Genomic DNA, 15,468 nt, shown 5'->3' with positions numbered 1-15,468 from the left:
TTCTCCTACAACGGGGGTGAGTGATGATCGGCGGCGGAGCGGTCGAAGCCGCGTGCATCGAGCGCTTCGGCGACGCGGTCGGCCAGTTGCAGAATGTCGGCGAGGAAAGCGGCCACCAGTCGCGGCGGAATGCGGCGGTGCGTGCGTGCCTTCCAGGCCTCCTCGCGTGCGCGCCACCGCGTCATCAGGACGGGCACGAAACGCAGAACAAGTGCCACGGCAAGCGCCATCTTGCGCGGATTGACCCCAAGCGGGCGGAGCAAGCGGAGCACTGGTGCCAGCACCTCCATCAGAGCGCTCATCGTGGTGGTCATGCTGACGAGATCGGCGAGCAAGAGCATCGCCAGGAGCCGCATGGTGACGACGGCGCCGGCATTCCAACCACCCGATGCGGCCTGCACGCCGCCGACGACCACAAGCAGCGGCACCAACGGCCGCAGCAAGCTGAGGCGCGCCATGCCGGCGCGGCCGAAGCCGGCATAGACGATGGCAATCACGGCCAATGCGCCCGCCAGAATTCGCCAGTCGCCGACCGGCAGCAAAAGCACACTGAGGAGGGCGAGGCCCACAAATTTGACGCCGGCCGGTACGCGGTGCAGCCAGGTCTGTGGCGCGAGGCCGTCGGTCATCATGACGTTAGGGCGTCCCCTGCCCCGACGATCGTTGCATGCGCCCGGTAGGCAGGCAGGACCTCGGCCGGTCGGCCGTCGAGACGGATGCGGCCCTCATCCAGCCAGATCACGCGATCGAACGCGGGGAGCAGCTCAAAATCATGAGTCGCCATCACCACCTGCTCCGGAAGCGCCATGATCCTTCGGTACAACAACAATCGTGTTGGCAAATCGAGACTGGAGAACGGCTCGTCCATCAGCAGGATAGACGGCTCCGTCGCGAGCAGCGCCAGGATGCAGACGAGTTGCTTCTGGCCGCCGGACAGCTCGTTGACGTTGCGGTCCGCCCACTCGCCGCAGCCGTGCCGCTCCAGCAACGCTATCGCCTGCTGCCTGGCCTGCCGCGCCGATATTCCGCGCTCCGCCGGTCCGAAAGCGACCTCCTCGGCAACGGTCGGGAAAATGAGCTGGTGATCAGGATTCTGAAACAGAAAGCCGACCTTTGCCGGAAGGTCTTTGCGATGCCGTACCGTACCGAGCCCCTCCACCTCGACGCACCCGCGAGTTGGCAGAAGCAACCCGTTCATCAGCCGCAACATCGTGCTCTTGCCTGAACCATTGTCACCAATCAGGCCGACCCGGCGCTCAGCCAGGCGAAGCTCGGAAATGGCAAGAACCTGACGGTCTGCGCGCCGAAACTGCACGTCTTCGAAAATAATCCCCTCGGCCACCCCACGAAGGTGAGGACGGCTTGCGGGAGGCGCTTTGCGTCGGGCAGCTTCAATCAAGACGATTCTTTCGCCTCTGTCGCGCTACGGAGTTGGCTGAAGTATCACGTTGTCGATCAACCTCGTCGAGCCGACATAGGCCGCCACACACAGTGCCGCGGGGCGGTCCAGCGGACTTACGGCGGGCTTGAGCGTGTCGCCGTCGACGAGCTCAAGGTACTGCAGCCGATCGACCGTTTCCAAATGCCCCTTGGCAATTGCAATCAGCCTGTCCACGTTCCGCTCTCCCAAGCCGAACTCCTCCGCCGCGGCAAATAGCGCACGACTGATGGCGAGGGCCCGCCCTCGGTCTTCCTCGCTGAGATACCGGTTGCGGCTGCTCATTGCGAGACGATCCGCTTCCCGAACGGTCGGAACGGTCACGATCTCGATCGGAAGATCGAGATCGTTGGCCATCCGACGCACGACCGCACACTGCTGAAAATCCTTTTGCCCGAAGAACGCAACGTCCGGCTGTACCAAATTGAACAGCTTGCATACGGCCGTCGCGACCCCACGAAAATGTCCGGGCCTGAAAGCGCCGCAGAGCGGCTTCGCGAGCTCGCCTGGTTCCACGAAGGTCTCGAATTGAGCCGGATAGACTTCCTGCGCAGCGGGCGCGAAGACGATTGCAACACCAGCATCGCGGCATAGCTTCCCGTCGCGCTCGAAGTCGCGTGGATAGGTGCTGAGATCCTCGTTTGGCCCGAACTGAGTGGGATTGACGAAGATGCTAACCACCGTGACGTCGCATTGCGCCCGGCTGGCCTCGATCAGCGCCAAGTGGCCGTCGTGCAGATAGCCCATTGTCGGTACAAATCCGACACATTTGTCGGCTCTGCGAGCCTCTGCGAGAGCGCGGCGAAGCTCGGCGACCGTCGTGATTGTCTGCATTTTTACGCTTCACATCGAGTTCGGTTGGAAGGCGCCCAGTTTGCGATCGTCTCACCTATGCCTTCGGGAAGCCGATAGCACTCCTGCGGTGCCGGAAAGGTACCGTCCCGGACATCGGCAACCCAACGCGACAGCGCCTCCTGCAACACCCGAAAGCCGTCGGCGTAAGTACGAACGAATTTTGGGACGTGGCCTTCAATCAAGCCAAGCACGTCGTGAAACACCAATACCTGCCCCGAACAACCAGGACCTGCGCCAATCCCGATGGTAGGTATGGTCAGCGTTTCCGTCGCTCGCGCAGCGAGTTCGGCCGGGATGCCTTCCATGACCAGAGCGAAGCAGCCGGCCTCCTGCAGGCGATGGGCGTCGTCGAGCAGGCGCAAGGCGTCATCAACTTTCCGGGCCTGCACCTTGAATCCACCCAGGACGTTGACGCTCTGCGGGGTGAGACCGAGATGGCCCATCACTGGAATCTCGCAATCGACCAGGGCGCGTATCATTTCGACGCGTTTGGATCCGCCCTCGAGCTTTACGGCGTCGGCGCCACGCTGCAAGAAGCCTCCGGCGTTGCGGATCGTGTCCTCTGGACTGAGGTGAAAGCTTAGAAATGGCATGTCGGCCACGAGCAAGGCGCGAGGTCTCACACGCGCAACCGCCTCGAGATGGTGATTCATCATCGCGAGGCTGACCGGCAGTGTATTGTCGAATCCGAGGCAGACGTTACCGACGCTGTCTCCGACAAGGATCATATCCACGACGGGATCCGCAATGCGCGCCGTAACCGCATCATAGGCGGTCGTCATCACGAGGCGCCGCCCCTCCTCCTTCCACCGTTGCAGCTTTGGAAGCGTGACTCGCTCGCCCGTGGCTTCTGAGGTGTAACTCATTCTCGCCCCCTATCCCGTGAGCCGGCCTTAGTTCGATTCCGCGGATCGAAGTGGTATTGGTTTCGCGTCACCTGCCTCACCTAGTATCTCGAAGCCATAGCGCTCCGCACCATCCCGAGTGACCGAATAGGTCAGGCGATCGATAATGTGGTTGTTGCGATCAAAGGCGAGAATTTTTGGTCTCAACCCAGCGATTTGGGTCTCATCCACGTACATCGAACTGCAGACGATGATCTGGTCGCCGACTTGGCAGGTGCGCGCGGCGGCGCCGTTAAGAACACAACAACGCGAGCCGGGCTCGCCAAAAATCACGTACGTCGAAATTCGCGCCCCGGAGTTCTTATTCCAGATCTCCACGAACTCCATCGGCAGAATCCCCGCCTCATGGCACTGATCCGGATCGAGCGTGATCGAGCCGTGATAATGAAGATTGGCCTCTGTAACGTGGATGCCATGCAGCTTTGCGGCCAGCACTTTTCTCATCTGAAAGTTCCGTTGAGCCTGGCTCGCGTCCCTAAAGCCGACGCTCTCCTATGGAGCACGAGATAAAACTGTCAACTCAGAGAGACAAAAAGAAAAATATCTCTCAAAAACAGTAGCTGGACGCGTAAGAACCTCCAATGGTCGCGCGATCATCGTTTAAGAACTTCCCACCCAATCGTCATGGAAGTTGGAGTCGACGCAAGCTGGTTGCCGACGTTTCGAGTGCATTAAGAGTCATACATGGTCAGCCGAAGACTCCAGATCTTGTCTGATCTATGCCGGCCATCGGACATTCAGAGTAGACAGCCATTTAGAAGCCCGTATAGATCGCCGGGCATGGAGGTTTGCGGCGCCTGTACAGTTCTGCTCGACGGCGAGCCGATTTCGAGCTGCACCACGCTCTCAGTCGATATCGACCAGCATGAGATCACGACCATCGAAGGCGTCGTAATCAATCGTCTGAAATCACGCGGCCTCATCAAGAGCTCAAAAGACCCTCTGGATCCGCGGCGACGCGAGATCGATTTGACCGAGAAGGGAAGACGGATAGCGGGCGCAGCGATTGAAACTATCGGCGAGATTTCTGGCGAGACCTTCGCCCCCCTGACCCGGGATGAATTTCGAACGCTACCGAAATCTTGAAGAAGATCATACAACGCTGATCAACCGGCTTCGAGCGACACAAGATGTAGCCAAGTGTCGAGAAAAGGGCCCGGCGATCGCGCCGGGCCAAGTAGAGGGAGGAAGCGAAAGATCGGAAACCTTTCGCAAACGCCGAATGCGGAATTCGATCGCAGAAACTCAGCGAACGACTTCCAGCAGCAATACGATCGTACACATCAGACCGCATTTTGTGCTGAAGTCGGCACCTCTCAGTGCTATTTCCGGCATTTGACGCGTCGTATGATTTCGACAGCACACAAAGAACGGGCGCGTGACTTGGAAGGCATCGGTCCGGAACAGCTCATTTCATCGCCCGGCTCAGATCTCGCAATGCCCGCACCGCCGTACCCGCATTTGCAATTCAGAGGTCCCAATGGCCGACGGTCCTGCCAAGGATGACTGCCGGGTCCGCTCGCGTTGATGAATGTCCATTCCTTGAAACTGCGCGCTGAAGAAATCGCGCCTATTTTCCGACGCGCTGTCCTCGATCATCTCTACCTAGCGCGCGGAGAATCTTTCTTCTGAATCTCGACAGGTCGAACAGGAGCCTTGGCACTCTTTTCAGCGTAATCGCCTTGCCTTCGATTGCGAGATGTAGAACTCGCACCAATCTGGCAAGACCGAGTTCTACAAATGAGACCCGAACATGCGGATCATTCGCAATCCTGAGCTGGTTGTCTACAATGACGATGGATGCCGCCAGATCAGGTCTTCTCTCCAGAACGAAGTCTCGACATGCCGCGGCAAATTCCTCCTCTTGAACGCTCAAAGGTACCTTGACGTCCGTCCGAGAATCTCCCGCCATATTCGGGTCCCATATGAACGACCGGCAGCGAGAGACCTGGTGCCGGCGCAGGTTTTGAATTTCTAGTAGCTCGCGCGCTTGGTCGACCTCTTCGCACCCGGCAACACATCCGTGCAAACACCTTCATAAACTTCGGCAGCCAGGCCTATTGTTTCTCCGAACGTCGGATGCGGATGAATGGTCTTGCTGATATCAATTGCATCGGCGCCCATCTCGATCGCCAGACAGATTTCTCCGATCATGTCGCCAGCGTGCGGGCCAACGATCACACCGCCGATGATGCGGTGCGTCTCTTGGTCGATGATCAGCTTGGTCATGCCATAAGACGCGCCCGAGGCGACCGCTCTGCCCGAGGCGGCCCACGGAAACTTCGCGGATCTAACGCGCCTGCCTGAAGAGGCAGCCTCATGCTCCATGACGCCAACCCAGGCCACCTCGGGATCAGTGTAAGCAACGTTCGGGACGATCTTCGCGTCAAAGAAGCTCTTGAGCCCGGCAGCCGCTTCGGCCGCGACATGCCCCTCGTGAACCGCCTTATGGGCGAGCATGGGGTTGCCCGCGACATCGCCGATCGCGAAAATATGAGGCAAATTCGTCCGCATTTGTCTGTCGACTGCAACGAAACCTTTTGCGTCGCGTCTTACACCAATCTTCTCCAAGCCAATACTTGCGCTGTTCGGCACTCTGCCTGCGGACTGCAGGACAAGATCGTAAGTTCGACGCCCCGGCTTTGCGCCTTCAATCTCGACCGATACGCCCTTACTATCTGCCGTGGCGCTCACTACACCCGCATTGAGATCAATATGTTGGAACCGATGAGCGTTCCTGCTTCGCCATATCTTCACAGCATCCGGATCAACGCCGGCGAGCATACTTGGCAATCGTTCAACGAGATCGATTTGAGCGCCAAGCGAGCTATAAATCGTGGCCATCTCGAGTCCGATAATGCCCGCCCCGACGATAAGCATTTGCTTCGGGATCGTCTTTAGCTGCAGAGCTCCGGTCGACGTGACGATCCGCTCGTCTTTCGGAAACACACTTAACTTATTCGCCGAGGAACCCGTGGCGATGATGCACTTCTCGAACTCAACATATTGAGACGCACCAGTATCGAGATCAATTGCCAAGCAATTCGACGCGACAAATCTGGCAAATCCGTTGATGATTCTAACGTCCCGCGCCCGCGCCATCTGACCGAGCCCGTCAGTCAGCTTCTTTATCGTTCCGTCCCTGAATGATCTGAGTGCATTCAGATCCAATTCCAGCGCGCCGAATCGCACTCCCTTGTCAGCGATCCTTTCGGCCTCTTCCTTGGCCGCCGCGATGTGAAGCAACGCTTTGGATGGAATACACCCGACGTTCAGGCATACGCCACCCAACGATTGGTATCGCTCGATCATCGCGACCCTGAGACCCAGATCCGCGGCGCGATATGCAGCAGAATATCCACCTGGTCCACCACCGATCACGGCGAGATCGAAGCGTTCCTCGCCTCCGCCAGATGCGGCCGAGCCATGCTGGGCTACAGCCTCGGATGGCGCCCGATCCGGCGCAATCGGTTGCGCCTTGGCAATGACGGTGCCTTGCGACACTTTATCGCCAACCTTCAGAAGCACCTCCTTGATAGGACCCGCGATCGGCGAAGGAATTTCCATCGTGGCTTTGTCAGATTCAACAACAATAAGCCCCTGCTCCTTGTCAACGATGTCACCGTCTTTGACGAGCACCTCCACAATCTGAACGTCCTTAAAGTCTCCAATGTCGGGGACCAATATATCGATCACGCGCTCCATGGGGGCCTCACAACGCGTATCGCCGCAGATCGTTCAGCAGAGTCGCGACGAAGCCCAAGAACCGCGCGGCAGCGACACCGTCGACCACCCGGTGATCCCACGAGAGCGTTATCGGAAGCATTTGACGCGGCTGAAATCCACTTCCGTCCCAGACTGCCTCGGTGACAGCGCGCCCCGCTCCCAGGATCGCCACTTCGGGAGCGTTGATGATCGGCGTGAACCCATGACCGCCGACGCCTCCCAGCGACGAGACAGAGATGCAGCCTCCTTGCATGTCCCCCGGGGATAACTGACCTCCAAGGGCCTTGTCCGCGAGCGCACGCATTTCGGAGGCGATCTCTATCAGTCCCTTCTTATCGCAATCTCTGATGACCGGAACCACCAAACCCTTGGGAGTGTCGACTGCAAATCCGATGTGAATGTACTTCTTGAGAATTAGGGCATCTTGATCAAAGGACGAATTGAAGCGGGGATATTTCTTCAGCGCAAGGGCTGCTGCCTTAATCAAGATCGACACCATCGTCAGCTTCGCTGAGGCCTCCCCCGCCTCTCCATTGATATTCTTTCGGAACGCCTCCGCTTCGGTCACATCAGCTTTGTCGAAGTTTGTGACGTGCGGGATCGTGCTCCAGTTTCGTGAAAGATTTGCCCCGGTTATCTGCTGAATTCTCGAGAGAGGCACTCTTTCGATCGCGCCGAACTTTTCATAATCTGCCCTCGGCAGCGCTGGAGCGATTGCAGATGGCGGCAACTGGGTCGACCCCATCACCTGTTTCACGTGGCTCGTAACATCATCGTGCAGCACCCTGCCCTTGGCTCCGCTTGGCACGACGAGGGCCAACGGCACGCCGAGTTCCCGCGCCAATGCGCGAACCGACGGTGATGCATGCGCCTGACCGACCTCGGGCCGTCCGCCCGGGTCCTCTAATCCACTTGGCTCAGGCCTTTCTCGTACCTTGATTGACGCAGACCCTCCCTGCGCCACAGCACCGGCATCCTTCGCTGATGAAGCGGCTTTCGCACTCATCTCTTGAGCAGGTGAGTCATCTGATGCCGATCCTGCCTCTAGAATCATCAAGATTGATCCTTGAGATACCAAGCTACCGACCTCGATCATCAACTGCTTGACTTTTCCTGCCGCGGGAGACGGCACCTCCATCGTTGCTTTGTCAGATTCGATCGAGAGCAATGGCGTATCGATTACGACATCATCGCCAACCGCGACGTTGATTTCAACGATCGGCACGTCCTTGTAGTCCCCGATGTCCGGCAGGACGATTTCTATTGAATCAACCATGATTTCGCTTTGACCTGCGTTACCTTGACCAGGGGGAATTTGCGTCCGCCGGGACGCCATAGCGCGCGATGGCCTCGGCCACCCGGCTGCGATCGATCGCCCCCGACCGCGCCAAAGATGTCAGTGCAGCGATAGCGATCTGCGCGCGATCGACTTCAAAGAACGACCTTAGCGCGGAACGCTTATCGCTCCGTCCGAAGCCGTCAGTACCGAGAACGGTGTACGGCGCCTCGAAATACGACGCTATGAGCTGCGGATAGGCACGCACGTAGTCGGAGGCCGCCACGACCGGCACGCTTCCTGAGAGACACTTTGAAACGTGGCTCTCCTTTGGCTTGGAGAGCGGGTTTAGACGGTTCTTGCGCTCAATTTCTCGAGCCTCCCGCGCCAGTTCTGCGAAGCTGGTGGCCGACCATACTTCGCAGGGGATCTGCCAATCCCTCTCCAGCATCTTTGCAGCCTCCAATGCCTCTGGAAGGATTGCGCCGGAACCGACGAGGCGCACCTCCGCAGGTCCATTTTCGCTCGAAACGACGCGATAAAGACCTTTTATGATGTCGTCGCGAACATCCACAGGCATGGTTGGCTGCGCGTAGTTCTCGTTCATCACCGTAAGATAGTAGAATTCATCACGCTCCTCTTCGAGCATGGCGTGCATTCCATGGTCCACGATGACGGCGACTTCGTAGGAAAACGCCGGGTCGTATGCTCGGCAGTTCGGGATCGTCGCCGCGATGACATGGCTAGAGCCGTCTTGGTGCTGCAGTCCTTCGCCGCCGAGAGTGGTGCGGCCGGCCGTCGCGCCGATCAGGAAGCCCCGCGCGCGCTGATCCGCGGCCGCCCAGATAAGATCGCCGATCCGCTGAAATCCGAACATCGAATAGTAGATATAGAACGGTAGCAATGCGAAGTTATGGACGCTGTAAGATGTCGCAGCGGCCGTCCAGGAAGAAATCGCGCCTGCCTCTGTGATGCCTTCCTCGAGAAGTTGACCGTCCGCCGCCTCCTTGTAGTAGAGCATCGAGCCCGCGTCTTCCGGCTCATAGAGTTGCCCGACCGGTGAGTAGATCCCCACCTGCCTGAACAGGTTAGCCATACCGAACGTCCGCGCCTCGTCGGCAACGATTGGCACAATTCTGGGACCGAGCACTTTGTCCTTAAGCAGATTCGAGAACAGCCGAACCACCGCCATCGTCGTCGACGTCTCTTTGCCCTCGCCCTTGAGCGCGAACTCGGCATAGGACTGTAGGGCGGGGACGGCAACGGCCGCCGCCGTCCGCCTCCTGGTCGGCATGTAGCCGCCAAGTGCCTCACGCTTCGACCGTAGATACTGAAGCTCGGCGCTGTCGTTCGCGGGACGGAAGAATTCGAGACGTTCAACCTGCTCGTTGGTCAGTGGAAGAGAGAAGCGATCGCGGAACGCATAGAGCGCATCGATGTCGAGCTTTTTCGCCTGATGAGACGTCATGCGCGACTCCCCGGCGCCTCCCATTCCATACCCTTTCTTGGTCTTCGCCAGGATAACAGTCGGCCGCCCCTTGGTCGCCTTTGCTGCAGCGAAAGCGGCAAATAGCTTCCGAAAATCATGGCCGCCTCGCTTCAGCGCATCGATGTCAGTATCGGACATATGCGAGACGAGAGCCCGCACCTCCGGATCTTCACCGAAGAAGTTTGCGAGATTGTACGCTCCGTCCTTGGCCCCGAGCGTCTGATACTTCCCATCAACCGTCGCCGCGAATTTGCGCAACAATGCGTGCCCTGTGTCGCGCGAGAAGATCTGATCCCACTCCGATCCCCACAGCACCTTAATCACATTCCAGCCTGCCCCTCGGAAGATCATCTCCAGTTCTTGGATGACCTGTCCGTTCGCGCGCACTGGACCGTCGAGCCGTTGAAGATTGCAATTGACGATAAACGTCAGATTGTCGAGGTTCTCACGCGCGGCCAAAGACAGGCCGGCGATCGACTCCGGCTCATCCATTTCTCCGTCACCGAATACGCCCCACACGTGGCGGTCTTGGGTACGCGCCAAACCTCTGTTGTCGAGATATTTCATGAAACGCGCCTGGTAGATGGCGCTGATTGGTCCGATGCCCATCGAGCCTGTTGGCATCTGCCAGAAGTCTGGCATGAGCCAAGGATGCGGATATGAGGACAGGCCCACTCCGGTGAGCTCTTGACGATAGTATCTCAAGTTCTCTTCTGACAGGCGCCCTTCGAGATACGCGCGCGCATACACGCCCGGCGAGGAATGCGGCTGGAAGTACACAATGTCACCTTCCGCCTCCGGACTTGACGCGCGGAAGAAATGGTTGAAACCGACCTCAAATATTTCTGCCGCCGACGCATAGCTAGCGACATGGCCCCCGAGTTCCCCATAGGCCCTATTGGCCCGAACAACCATGGCGAGGGCGTTCCACCTGATAATCGCAGTGATCCGGGTCTCCATCTGGATGTCACCCGGATAGGGCGGCTGCGACTCGAGAGGTATCGAATTTCGATAAGGAGAGTAGGGAGGCACATCTGAAAGTACGCCGAGTTCCTTGGCTCGCTGATCCAGTGCCGAGAGAATAAAGCGTACACGTTCAGCACCCGCGCTTCGATGGAGAGATCCGAGGGATGCAAGCCAATCGGCCGTTTCGTTTTCGTCTTGGTCAAGCGATTGTCCACCGGCTGACTTGATCGGCGCGTCGATGCGAATGGTCACTGTCGTCAGACTCCTTCGAACTCCCTCCTTGGTAGCATTGGGTGTCGTGGCATATCTCGCCGAAAACTCCGGCATTTCGGGCTGAACACGCGATCGAACGAGGCAGCTGTTGCGGATTTTGGCATTCTCTGCCGTGTCGCGTGCGAGAGGGCAAATGAGGTACCCGGAAAGTACACTTTGTCGCGGCTGGCTGGATCGCGCCGCACGGCTGCCCGCCCATCCGGCTCATGTCGCGGTTGGAAAAAGCAGAGCCGAGGGCTTAGACCCGCTTCGACCACATTACTTTTTCGTGACGATCATTTGGCAAAGGGCTATTGTCGCCCGCAGGCTCCCGAAGCGAGCTCCACTCGCGCCACCTGACGGATGGAACCGTATCCATTAAACGAGTGAACTCAATGAGCACATCACCCGCATCTGAAATGGATCATAGCCTGGCCAGAATGAATTTGCCGGATCTTAGGCTCAATTACGACCCGATAGATCCGGATCAGTTCGATCGTCCAATCGTGTCGATGTGCATTGAGACTGGTGAACATGGTGACGAACTCCCGCTCCACTCGCACAAGAAGGGACAATTGGTCGTCGCCTCACATGGATCAGTCATGTGTCGTGCCCCTGGTGGGTTATGGATCGTTCCTCCGCAAGGAGCCGTGTGGATACCTCCTGGGGTCATGCATAGCAATTGCGTATCAGACAATGGAAAGGTCTACCTCGTCTTCATCGATCCGCTGGCAAGTATGCTTCCAAACACTTGCTGCACATTCACGATATCGTCGCTCGTTCGCGAGTTGATACACCGGCTATCCGTATTTCCGCCACTTTATCCCGTTGAAGGACCGACGAGCCGACTCGGTCGAGTGCTGCTCGACGAATTAGTGCAGATGTCCACGGAACAGATGTACTTGCCAATTTCCACGGACAGCCGACTTCAACATCTCGCGGCATCACTGCTCAATGATCCCGGCGACCGTAGCACCATCGATGAACTCGCCGCCCGGTATGCAATGAGTGTGCGGACCTTCGCCCGCCTGGTCTTGAAGGAAACCGGAATGACATTCGGACGCTGGCGGCAGCGGCTTCATATCTTGGTCGCATTGCAACGCTTGACGGCTGGATCGTCGGTGCAGGCCGTTTCGCTCGATCTGGGCTATGAGACGCCGAGCGCGTTCATCACTATGTTCAAGAAGACAATGGGAAAGAGCCCCCGCCGCTTCCTCGCCGAACGGTCGAGCTTCAGCAGCCACCAGCCCTTCACATAGCACGCATAGAAACACAGCCCCGGCATTGAACCGGGGCGGTGGTTCGTGGCGCCTTATCGAGAGCTGAAGGGCACCACCGGATATTCCAGGTCTGCTTCGGCAATTGCCCTCGGTGAAACCACGCGCGGCTTGCCTTTTTGCGCTTGAAGCAGAGCCACGGCGGAATTCACGTTCTGGCCGCTTGAGTCAAATTTGATCGTCCCAGACGACATCAAGACTGGCTGCATTTCCGTCAGCTTGAGGGCGCCGTGAATTGCCCCCGATTCCGACGAGCCCGCACGATTTACCGCGTCCCTGACGATCTGCACGGCCTCGAAGGCGCATGCCGCATTTGCGTCGAGCCATTCATTGGGGTAGTCGGCCGCGAACATCTCGAGAATTTTGTGCGCATCGGGCGCCTTCGGATTGTAGTAGAGCGCCGACGCCATCGCGCCGTCAGCGTACTTGCCGAGCGCGTCGTAATATGCCTTGTCGATAACGCCGTTCGAATTCGCCGAGTAGATCATTTTCGGGCTCCATCCCTGCTTTACACACTCACGTGTGATCATGATGGCGTCGTTGACCCGGGTGATCGGGAAAAGCATGTCAGCGCCGGTCGCTTTTGCCTTTGCGACTTCGACCGAGAGATCCTTGGCCTTCTCATCGTATGGAATGAACTCAGTGAGCTTGATCGGGAGATCGACCTCTTTCCAGGCCTGTGCTATGCTCGTGGCGCTCGACTGCCCCATCACGTTGTTGAGGTGGAGGACGACCGCGCTGGCTGGCGGACCGTTGAGGGTCGTCAACAGAGCTTTTAAATCGATCAGCGACTGACGAATGATCATCAGCGACGTCGGATAGTAACGGAAGACCTGAGTGAAGCCCTGCGAGGTCACTTGCGTCGCGCTGGCGATATGCACGACCATCGGGACCTTCGCTGCTTCGCAGGCCTGAAGAGCCGAGATGGTCGCGCCCGAATCCCAGGCGCCGATGAGGACCGTACAACCCTGGCGGATCAGGTTCTCCGCAGCGATACGGCCATTTTCCGGCCGACTCTGCGTATCGGCGTGAATGACCTCAATCTCATCACCGTACTTCTGTCTGGCGAACTTCGCGCCGAGATCAATGCCGCGTACGCAAGCCTGTCCGGGGAACGCCAACACGCCGCTGCTGGGCATGATCGCGCCGATCTTAACCTTGACTTGGCCCACCGCCCTGACCGGCCACGATACAAGCCCTGCGGCGATGCCAAGACCGCTGCCGAGCACGGTCCGGCGAGTAAGCCCGTTTCCGATGCGATTCTTCATGTGAAGTCTCTTTCAGTTGACTACAATGGAAATTACGGCGATTTGGTCGGAAGCTTTAAAAATGACAGCGCGCTACAACGCGAACACAGCTGCGACACGCGCTCAGCAAGCTTGATGATCGCACGAAGCGGAAACGGATCAGATTATATTCCCACCTCGGTCTTGATCAGGTTCTCCTCACTATCGTCATAGAGCGAATCGATCAGTGACCGGTACCGCTCCATTATTTGCTTGCGGCGCTTTTTCCGCGTTGGCGTCATCACGCCATTCTCCGGAGAGAGCTCCTCCGGAAGTATTCGGAAGGCCTTGATCTGCTCGGCCCTCGCTAGTCGACCGTTTGCTTTGGCAATCTCGCCTTCAACCATCCGGACGACGATCTCTGACTCCGCCAGATCCGAATAGCGAGCAATGCGAACATCACGCGATTTGGCCCACTCCATCGTCGCGGTCGCATCTACTTCGATCAACGCGGTCAGATACTTCTTTCCTTCTCCGATCACCGCCGCTTCAGAGATAAAGGGACTGTGCCGGATTTCATTCTCGATCTGCGTGGGGCTGATCGATTTGCCGTTGGATGTGTTGATGATCTCCTTCTTTCGGTCGACCAGCTTGAACAGGCCTGTCGGCCCAATCTCCACGATATCGCCGGTATAAAGCCAGCCATCGCGGAGGGCCGACTTCGTTTCCTCTGGCTTATTCCAGTACCCGACAAAGAGCCCGGGACCTTTGACGATCATTTCTCCGTCTTCAAGAACGGCAGTTTGCCAAGCCGCATCATGCACGGGGACGCCCACGGTTCCCGCTTCCGGCCATTCAGCCATCTGGACCAGGTTCGCTCCAACCAGCTCGGTCTGCCCGTAACATTCCTTTAGCTGCAGTCCCCACAGCTGCCACAGAGACATGAGTTCGGAAGGCATCGCAGCCGACGACGTATAGGTGACGGTGAGTTCTTCAAACCCGACCTCGGCAAGCAAGGGACGGAAAATCCGTTCCCGGCAGACGGCGAACAGGGCGGATATGAACGGGTTGGGCACACTGCCGGCCTGACGGTCGTCGAGCGCCTTGCGAGCGATCGTCATTGCGAATTGGTAGTCCTGCTTCTGCTTCTCAGACCCCGAATGGACCTTGCTGAGGATTTGGGTGGCAAACCTCTGATAGAACCTCGGCGGAGCCATGAAGTAGGTTGGCTTCACTTCCTTGATGGTCTGAGCGAAATCAGCGCTCGTCTCCCCGAAGTACGGGATCAGCCGAATCAGCAAAGGTAACGTCGTTGCCTGTGCGCGCGCAACCGTATGCGACATCGGAAGATGCACCACCACGCGATGAGCATCGGAACGCAACTTCGAACTGAATGTCGTTACAGAGTGTGCACCAGCGAGCAGCGAAAGGTGGGTCAACATCGCGCCCTTTGGAAACCCCGTCGTGCCGGATGTGTACCCGATGCTCGCCAGGTCACTAGCCTTTGCTTTCGCAACTTGTTCCCTAAGGAACACGTCCGCGTCAACCGAAGTCTCCCCACAGAAGACTTGGAGAGGAACGACATTCGCTGGGCCGCCCGCCCCCTTCCACTCTGGGTCGAGCACAATGATGTTTCTCAATTTCTCAGTCTGGCCTGACGCCAGGACAATATTGAGTTGAAGTTCGCTCCCGACAAAGACGAAGGATGCTCCGGAATCGCTGAGGTAGTATCCAACTTCTTCTGGCGATGACGTAAAATAGACGCCGACCATCACCCCGCCGGCGCAGATCGTCGCCATGTCCGCAAGCAGCCATTCCTGAGACACGTCTCCCATGATGGCCGCACGGTCACCGTGCTTGAATCCGGCTTTTTGCAGAGCCGCGGCCAAATTGGCGACCAGATCTGAATACTGCTTCCAGGTTGTCGCAGTCCATTCGCCCCGGCGTTTCTGCTTGAATGCTATCTCGTCCGGCCGCGCCGCTCGTCGAGAGCTCAGAAGCTGCGGAATGGTGACATCCGCGAACTGAGCTCCCGACGTGATGTGTTCGACATCCATT

General features: G+C 58.1%; 12 protein-coding genes. 2 read left to right on the top strand and 10 right to left on the bottom strand.

The genetic code is table 11. The annotated features are described in order from the left end of the window. Nucleotides 1-5: 5 nt before the first annotated feature. From BLV07_RS23785 to panD, 5 genes are read right to left on the bottom strand one after another with little or no spacing between them, the layout of a single operon-like run. Entirely contained in the window at nt 6-629 is a 624-nt protein-coding gene (locus BLV07_RS23785; RefSeq protein WP_176945714.1) for a CbiQ family ECF transporter T component, read from the bottom strand. Continuing rightward, nucleotides 629-1,399, bottom strand: coding sequence for an energy-coupling factor ABC transporter ATP-binding protein (locus BLV07_RS23780; RefSeq protein WP_091890219.1), 771 nt, complete (start codon nt 1,397-1,399; stop codon nt 629-631). The genes BLV07_RS23785 and BLV07_RS23780 overlap by 1 nt, the downstream gene beginning before the upstream one ends. Nucleotides 1,400-1,423: 24 nt before the next feature. Then, entirely contained in the window at nt 1,424-2,272 is an 849-nt protein-coding gene (gene panC, locus BLV07_RS23775; RefSeq protein WP_091890216.1) for a pantoate--beta-alanine ligase, read from the bottom strand. Nucleotides 2,273-2,274: 2 nt separating this feature from the next. Next, nucleotides 2,275-3,159, bottom strand: a complete 885-nt coding sequence (gene panB, locus BLV07_RS23770; RefSeq protein ID WP_091890213.1) for a 3-methyl-2-oxobutanoate hydroxymethyltransferase — start codon at nt 3,157-3,159, stop codon at nt 2,275-2,277. Between the two features lie 27 nt (nt 3,160-3,186). After that, nucleotides 3,187-3,642 (bottom strand): aspartate 1-decarboxylase, encoded by a 456-nt coding sequence (gene panD / locus BLV07_RS23765; RefSeq protein ID WP_091890210.1) that lies wholly within the window; start codon nt 3,640-3,642, stop codon nt 3,187-3,189. A gap of 336 nt (nt 3,643-3,978) precedes the next feature. On the opposite strand from panD, the gene BLV07_RS50365 reads away from it, so the two are divergent. Then, nucleotides 3,979-4,284, top strand: coding sequence for a MarR family winged helix-turn-helix transcriptional regulator (locus tag BLV07_RS50365; protein ID WP_502690204.1), 306 nt, complete (start codon nt 3,979-3,981; stop codon nt 4,282-4,284). 888 nt (nt 4,285-5,172) lie between these two features. Here the strand turns inward: BLV07_RS50365 and lpdA are convergent. The 3 genes from lpdA to mdeB are packed head-to-tail and all read right to left on the bottom strand — an operon-like array spanning nt 5,173 to nt 10,907. After that, complete coding sequence (gene lpdA / locus BLV07_RS23750) at nt 5,173-6,903, bottom strand: dihydrolipoyl dehydrogenase (protein ID WP_091890204.1); 1,731 nt, start codon at nt 6,901-6,903, stop codon at nt 5,173-5,175. 7 nt (nt 6,904-6,910) lie between these two features. Next, nucleotides 6,911-8,200, bottom strand: a complete 1,290-nt coding sequence (locus BLV07_RS23745; protein ID WP_091890201.1) for a 2-oxo acid dehydrogenase subunit E2 — start codon at nt 8,198-8,200, stop codon at nt 6,911-6,913. A gap of 19 nt (nt 8,201-8,219) precedes the next feature. Further along, on the bottom strand, nt 8,220-10,907 hold the full coding sequence (gene mdeB, locus BLV07_RS23740; RefSeq protein WP_502690203.1) for an alpha-ketoglutarate dehydrogenase: 2,688 nt from the start codon (nt 10,905-10,907) through the stop codon (nt 8,220-8,222). Nucleotides 10,908-11,302: 395 nt separating this feature from the next. Here mdeB and BLV07_RS23735 point away from each other — a divergent pair, with 395 nt between their 5' ends. Continuing rightward, entirely contained in the window at nt 11,303-12,166 is an 864-nt protein-coding gene (locus BLV07_RS23735; protein ID WP_244551198.1) for an AraC family transcriptional regulator, read from the top strand. 53 nt (nt 12,167-12,219) lie between these two features. Here the strand turns inward: BLV07_RS23735 and BLV07_RS23730 are convergent, their stop codons facing one another. Together BLV07_RS23730 and BLV07_RS23725 are read right to left on the bottom strand one after the other, a co-directional pair. Continuing rightward, nucleotides 12,220-13,452: an ABC transporter substrate-binding protein gene (locus BLV07_RS23730; RefSeq protein WP_091890195.1), complete on the bottom strand. Its 1,233-nt coding sequence runs from the start codon at nt 13,450-13,452 to the stop codon at nt 12,220-12,222. A 143-nt stretch (nt 13,453-13,595) separates the two neighbouring features. Next, nucleotides 13,596-15,467, bottom strand: a complete 1,872-nt coding sequence (locus BLV07_RS23725) for an AMP-dependent synthetase/ligase (protein WP_091890192.1) — start codon at nt 15,465-15,467, stop codon at nt 13,596-13,598. Between the last annotated feature and the right edge of the window lies 1 nt (nt 15,468).

Source organism: Bradyrhizobium sp. Rc2d (assembly GCF_900099855.1).
Lineage (GTDB): Bacteria > Pseudomonadota > Alphaproteobacteria > Rhizobiales > Xanthobacteraceae > Bradyrhizobium.
This window is presented reverse-complemented; position numbering and strand designations above follow the sequence as displayed.

Coding starts and splice junctions, on each gene's coding strand:
- BLV07_RS23785 (WP_176945714.1), bottom strand. CDS start 629: ATGACCGACGGCCTCGCGCCACAGACCTGGCTGCACCGCGTACCGGCC.
- panC (WP_091890216.1), bottom strand. CDS start 2,272: ATGCAGACAATCACGACGGTCGCCGAGCTTCGCCGCGCTCTCGCAGAG.
- panB (WP_091890213.1), bottom strand. CDS start 3,159: ATGAGTTACACCTCAGAAGCCACGGGCGAGCGAGTCACGCTTCCAAAG.
- panD (WP_091890210.1), bottom strand. CDS start 3,642: ATGAGAAAAGTGCTGGCCGCAAAGCTGCATGGCATCCACGTTACAGAG.
- BLV07_RS50365 (WP_502690204.1), top strand. CDS start 3,979: ATGGAGGTTTGCGGCGCCTGTACAGTTCTGCTCGACGGCGAGCCGATT.
- lpdA (WP_091890204.1), bottom strand. CDS start 6,903: ATGGAGCGCGTGATCGATATATTGGTCCCCGACATTGGAGACTTTAAG.
- BLV07_RS23745 (WP_091890201.1), bottom strand. CDS start 8,200: ATGGTTGATTCAATAGAAATCGTCCTGCCGGACATCGGGGACTACAAG.
- BLV07_RS23735 (WP_244551198.1), top strand. CDS start 11,303: ATGAGCACATCACCCGCATCTGAAATGGATCATAGCCTGGCCAGAATG.
- BLV07_RS23730 (WP_091890195.1), bottom strand. CDS start 13,452: ATGAAGAATCGCATCGGAAACGGGCTTACTCGCCGGACCGTGCTCGGC.
- BLV07_RS23725 (WP_091890192.1), bottom strand. CDS start 15,467: ATGGATGTCGAACACATCACGTCGGGAGCTCAGTTCGCGGATGTCACC.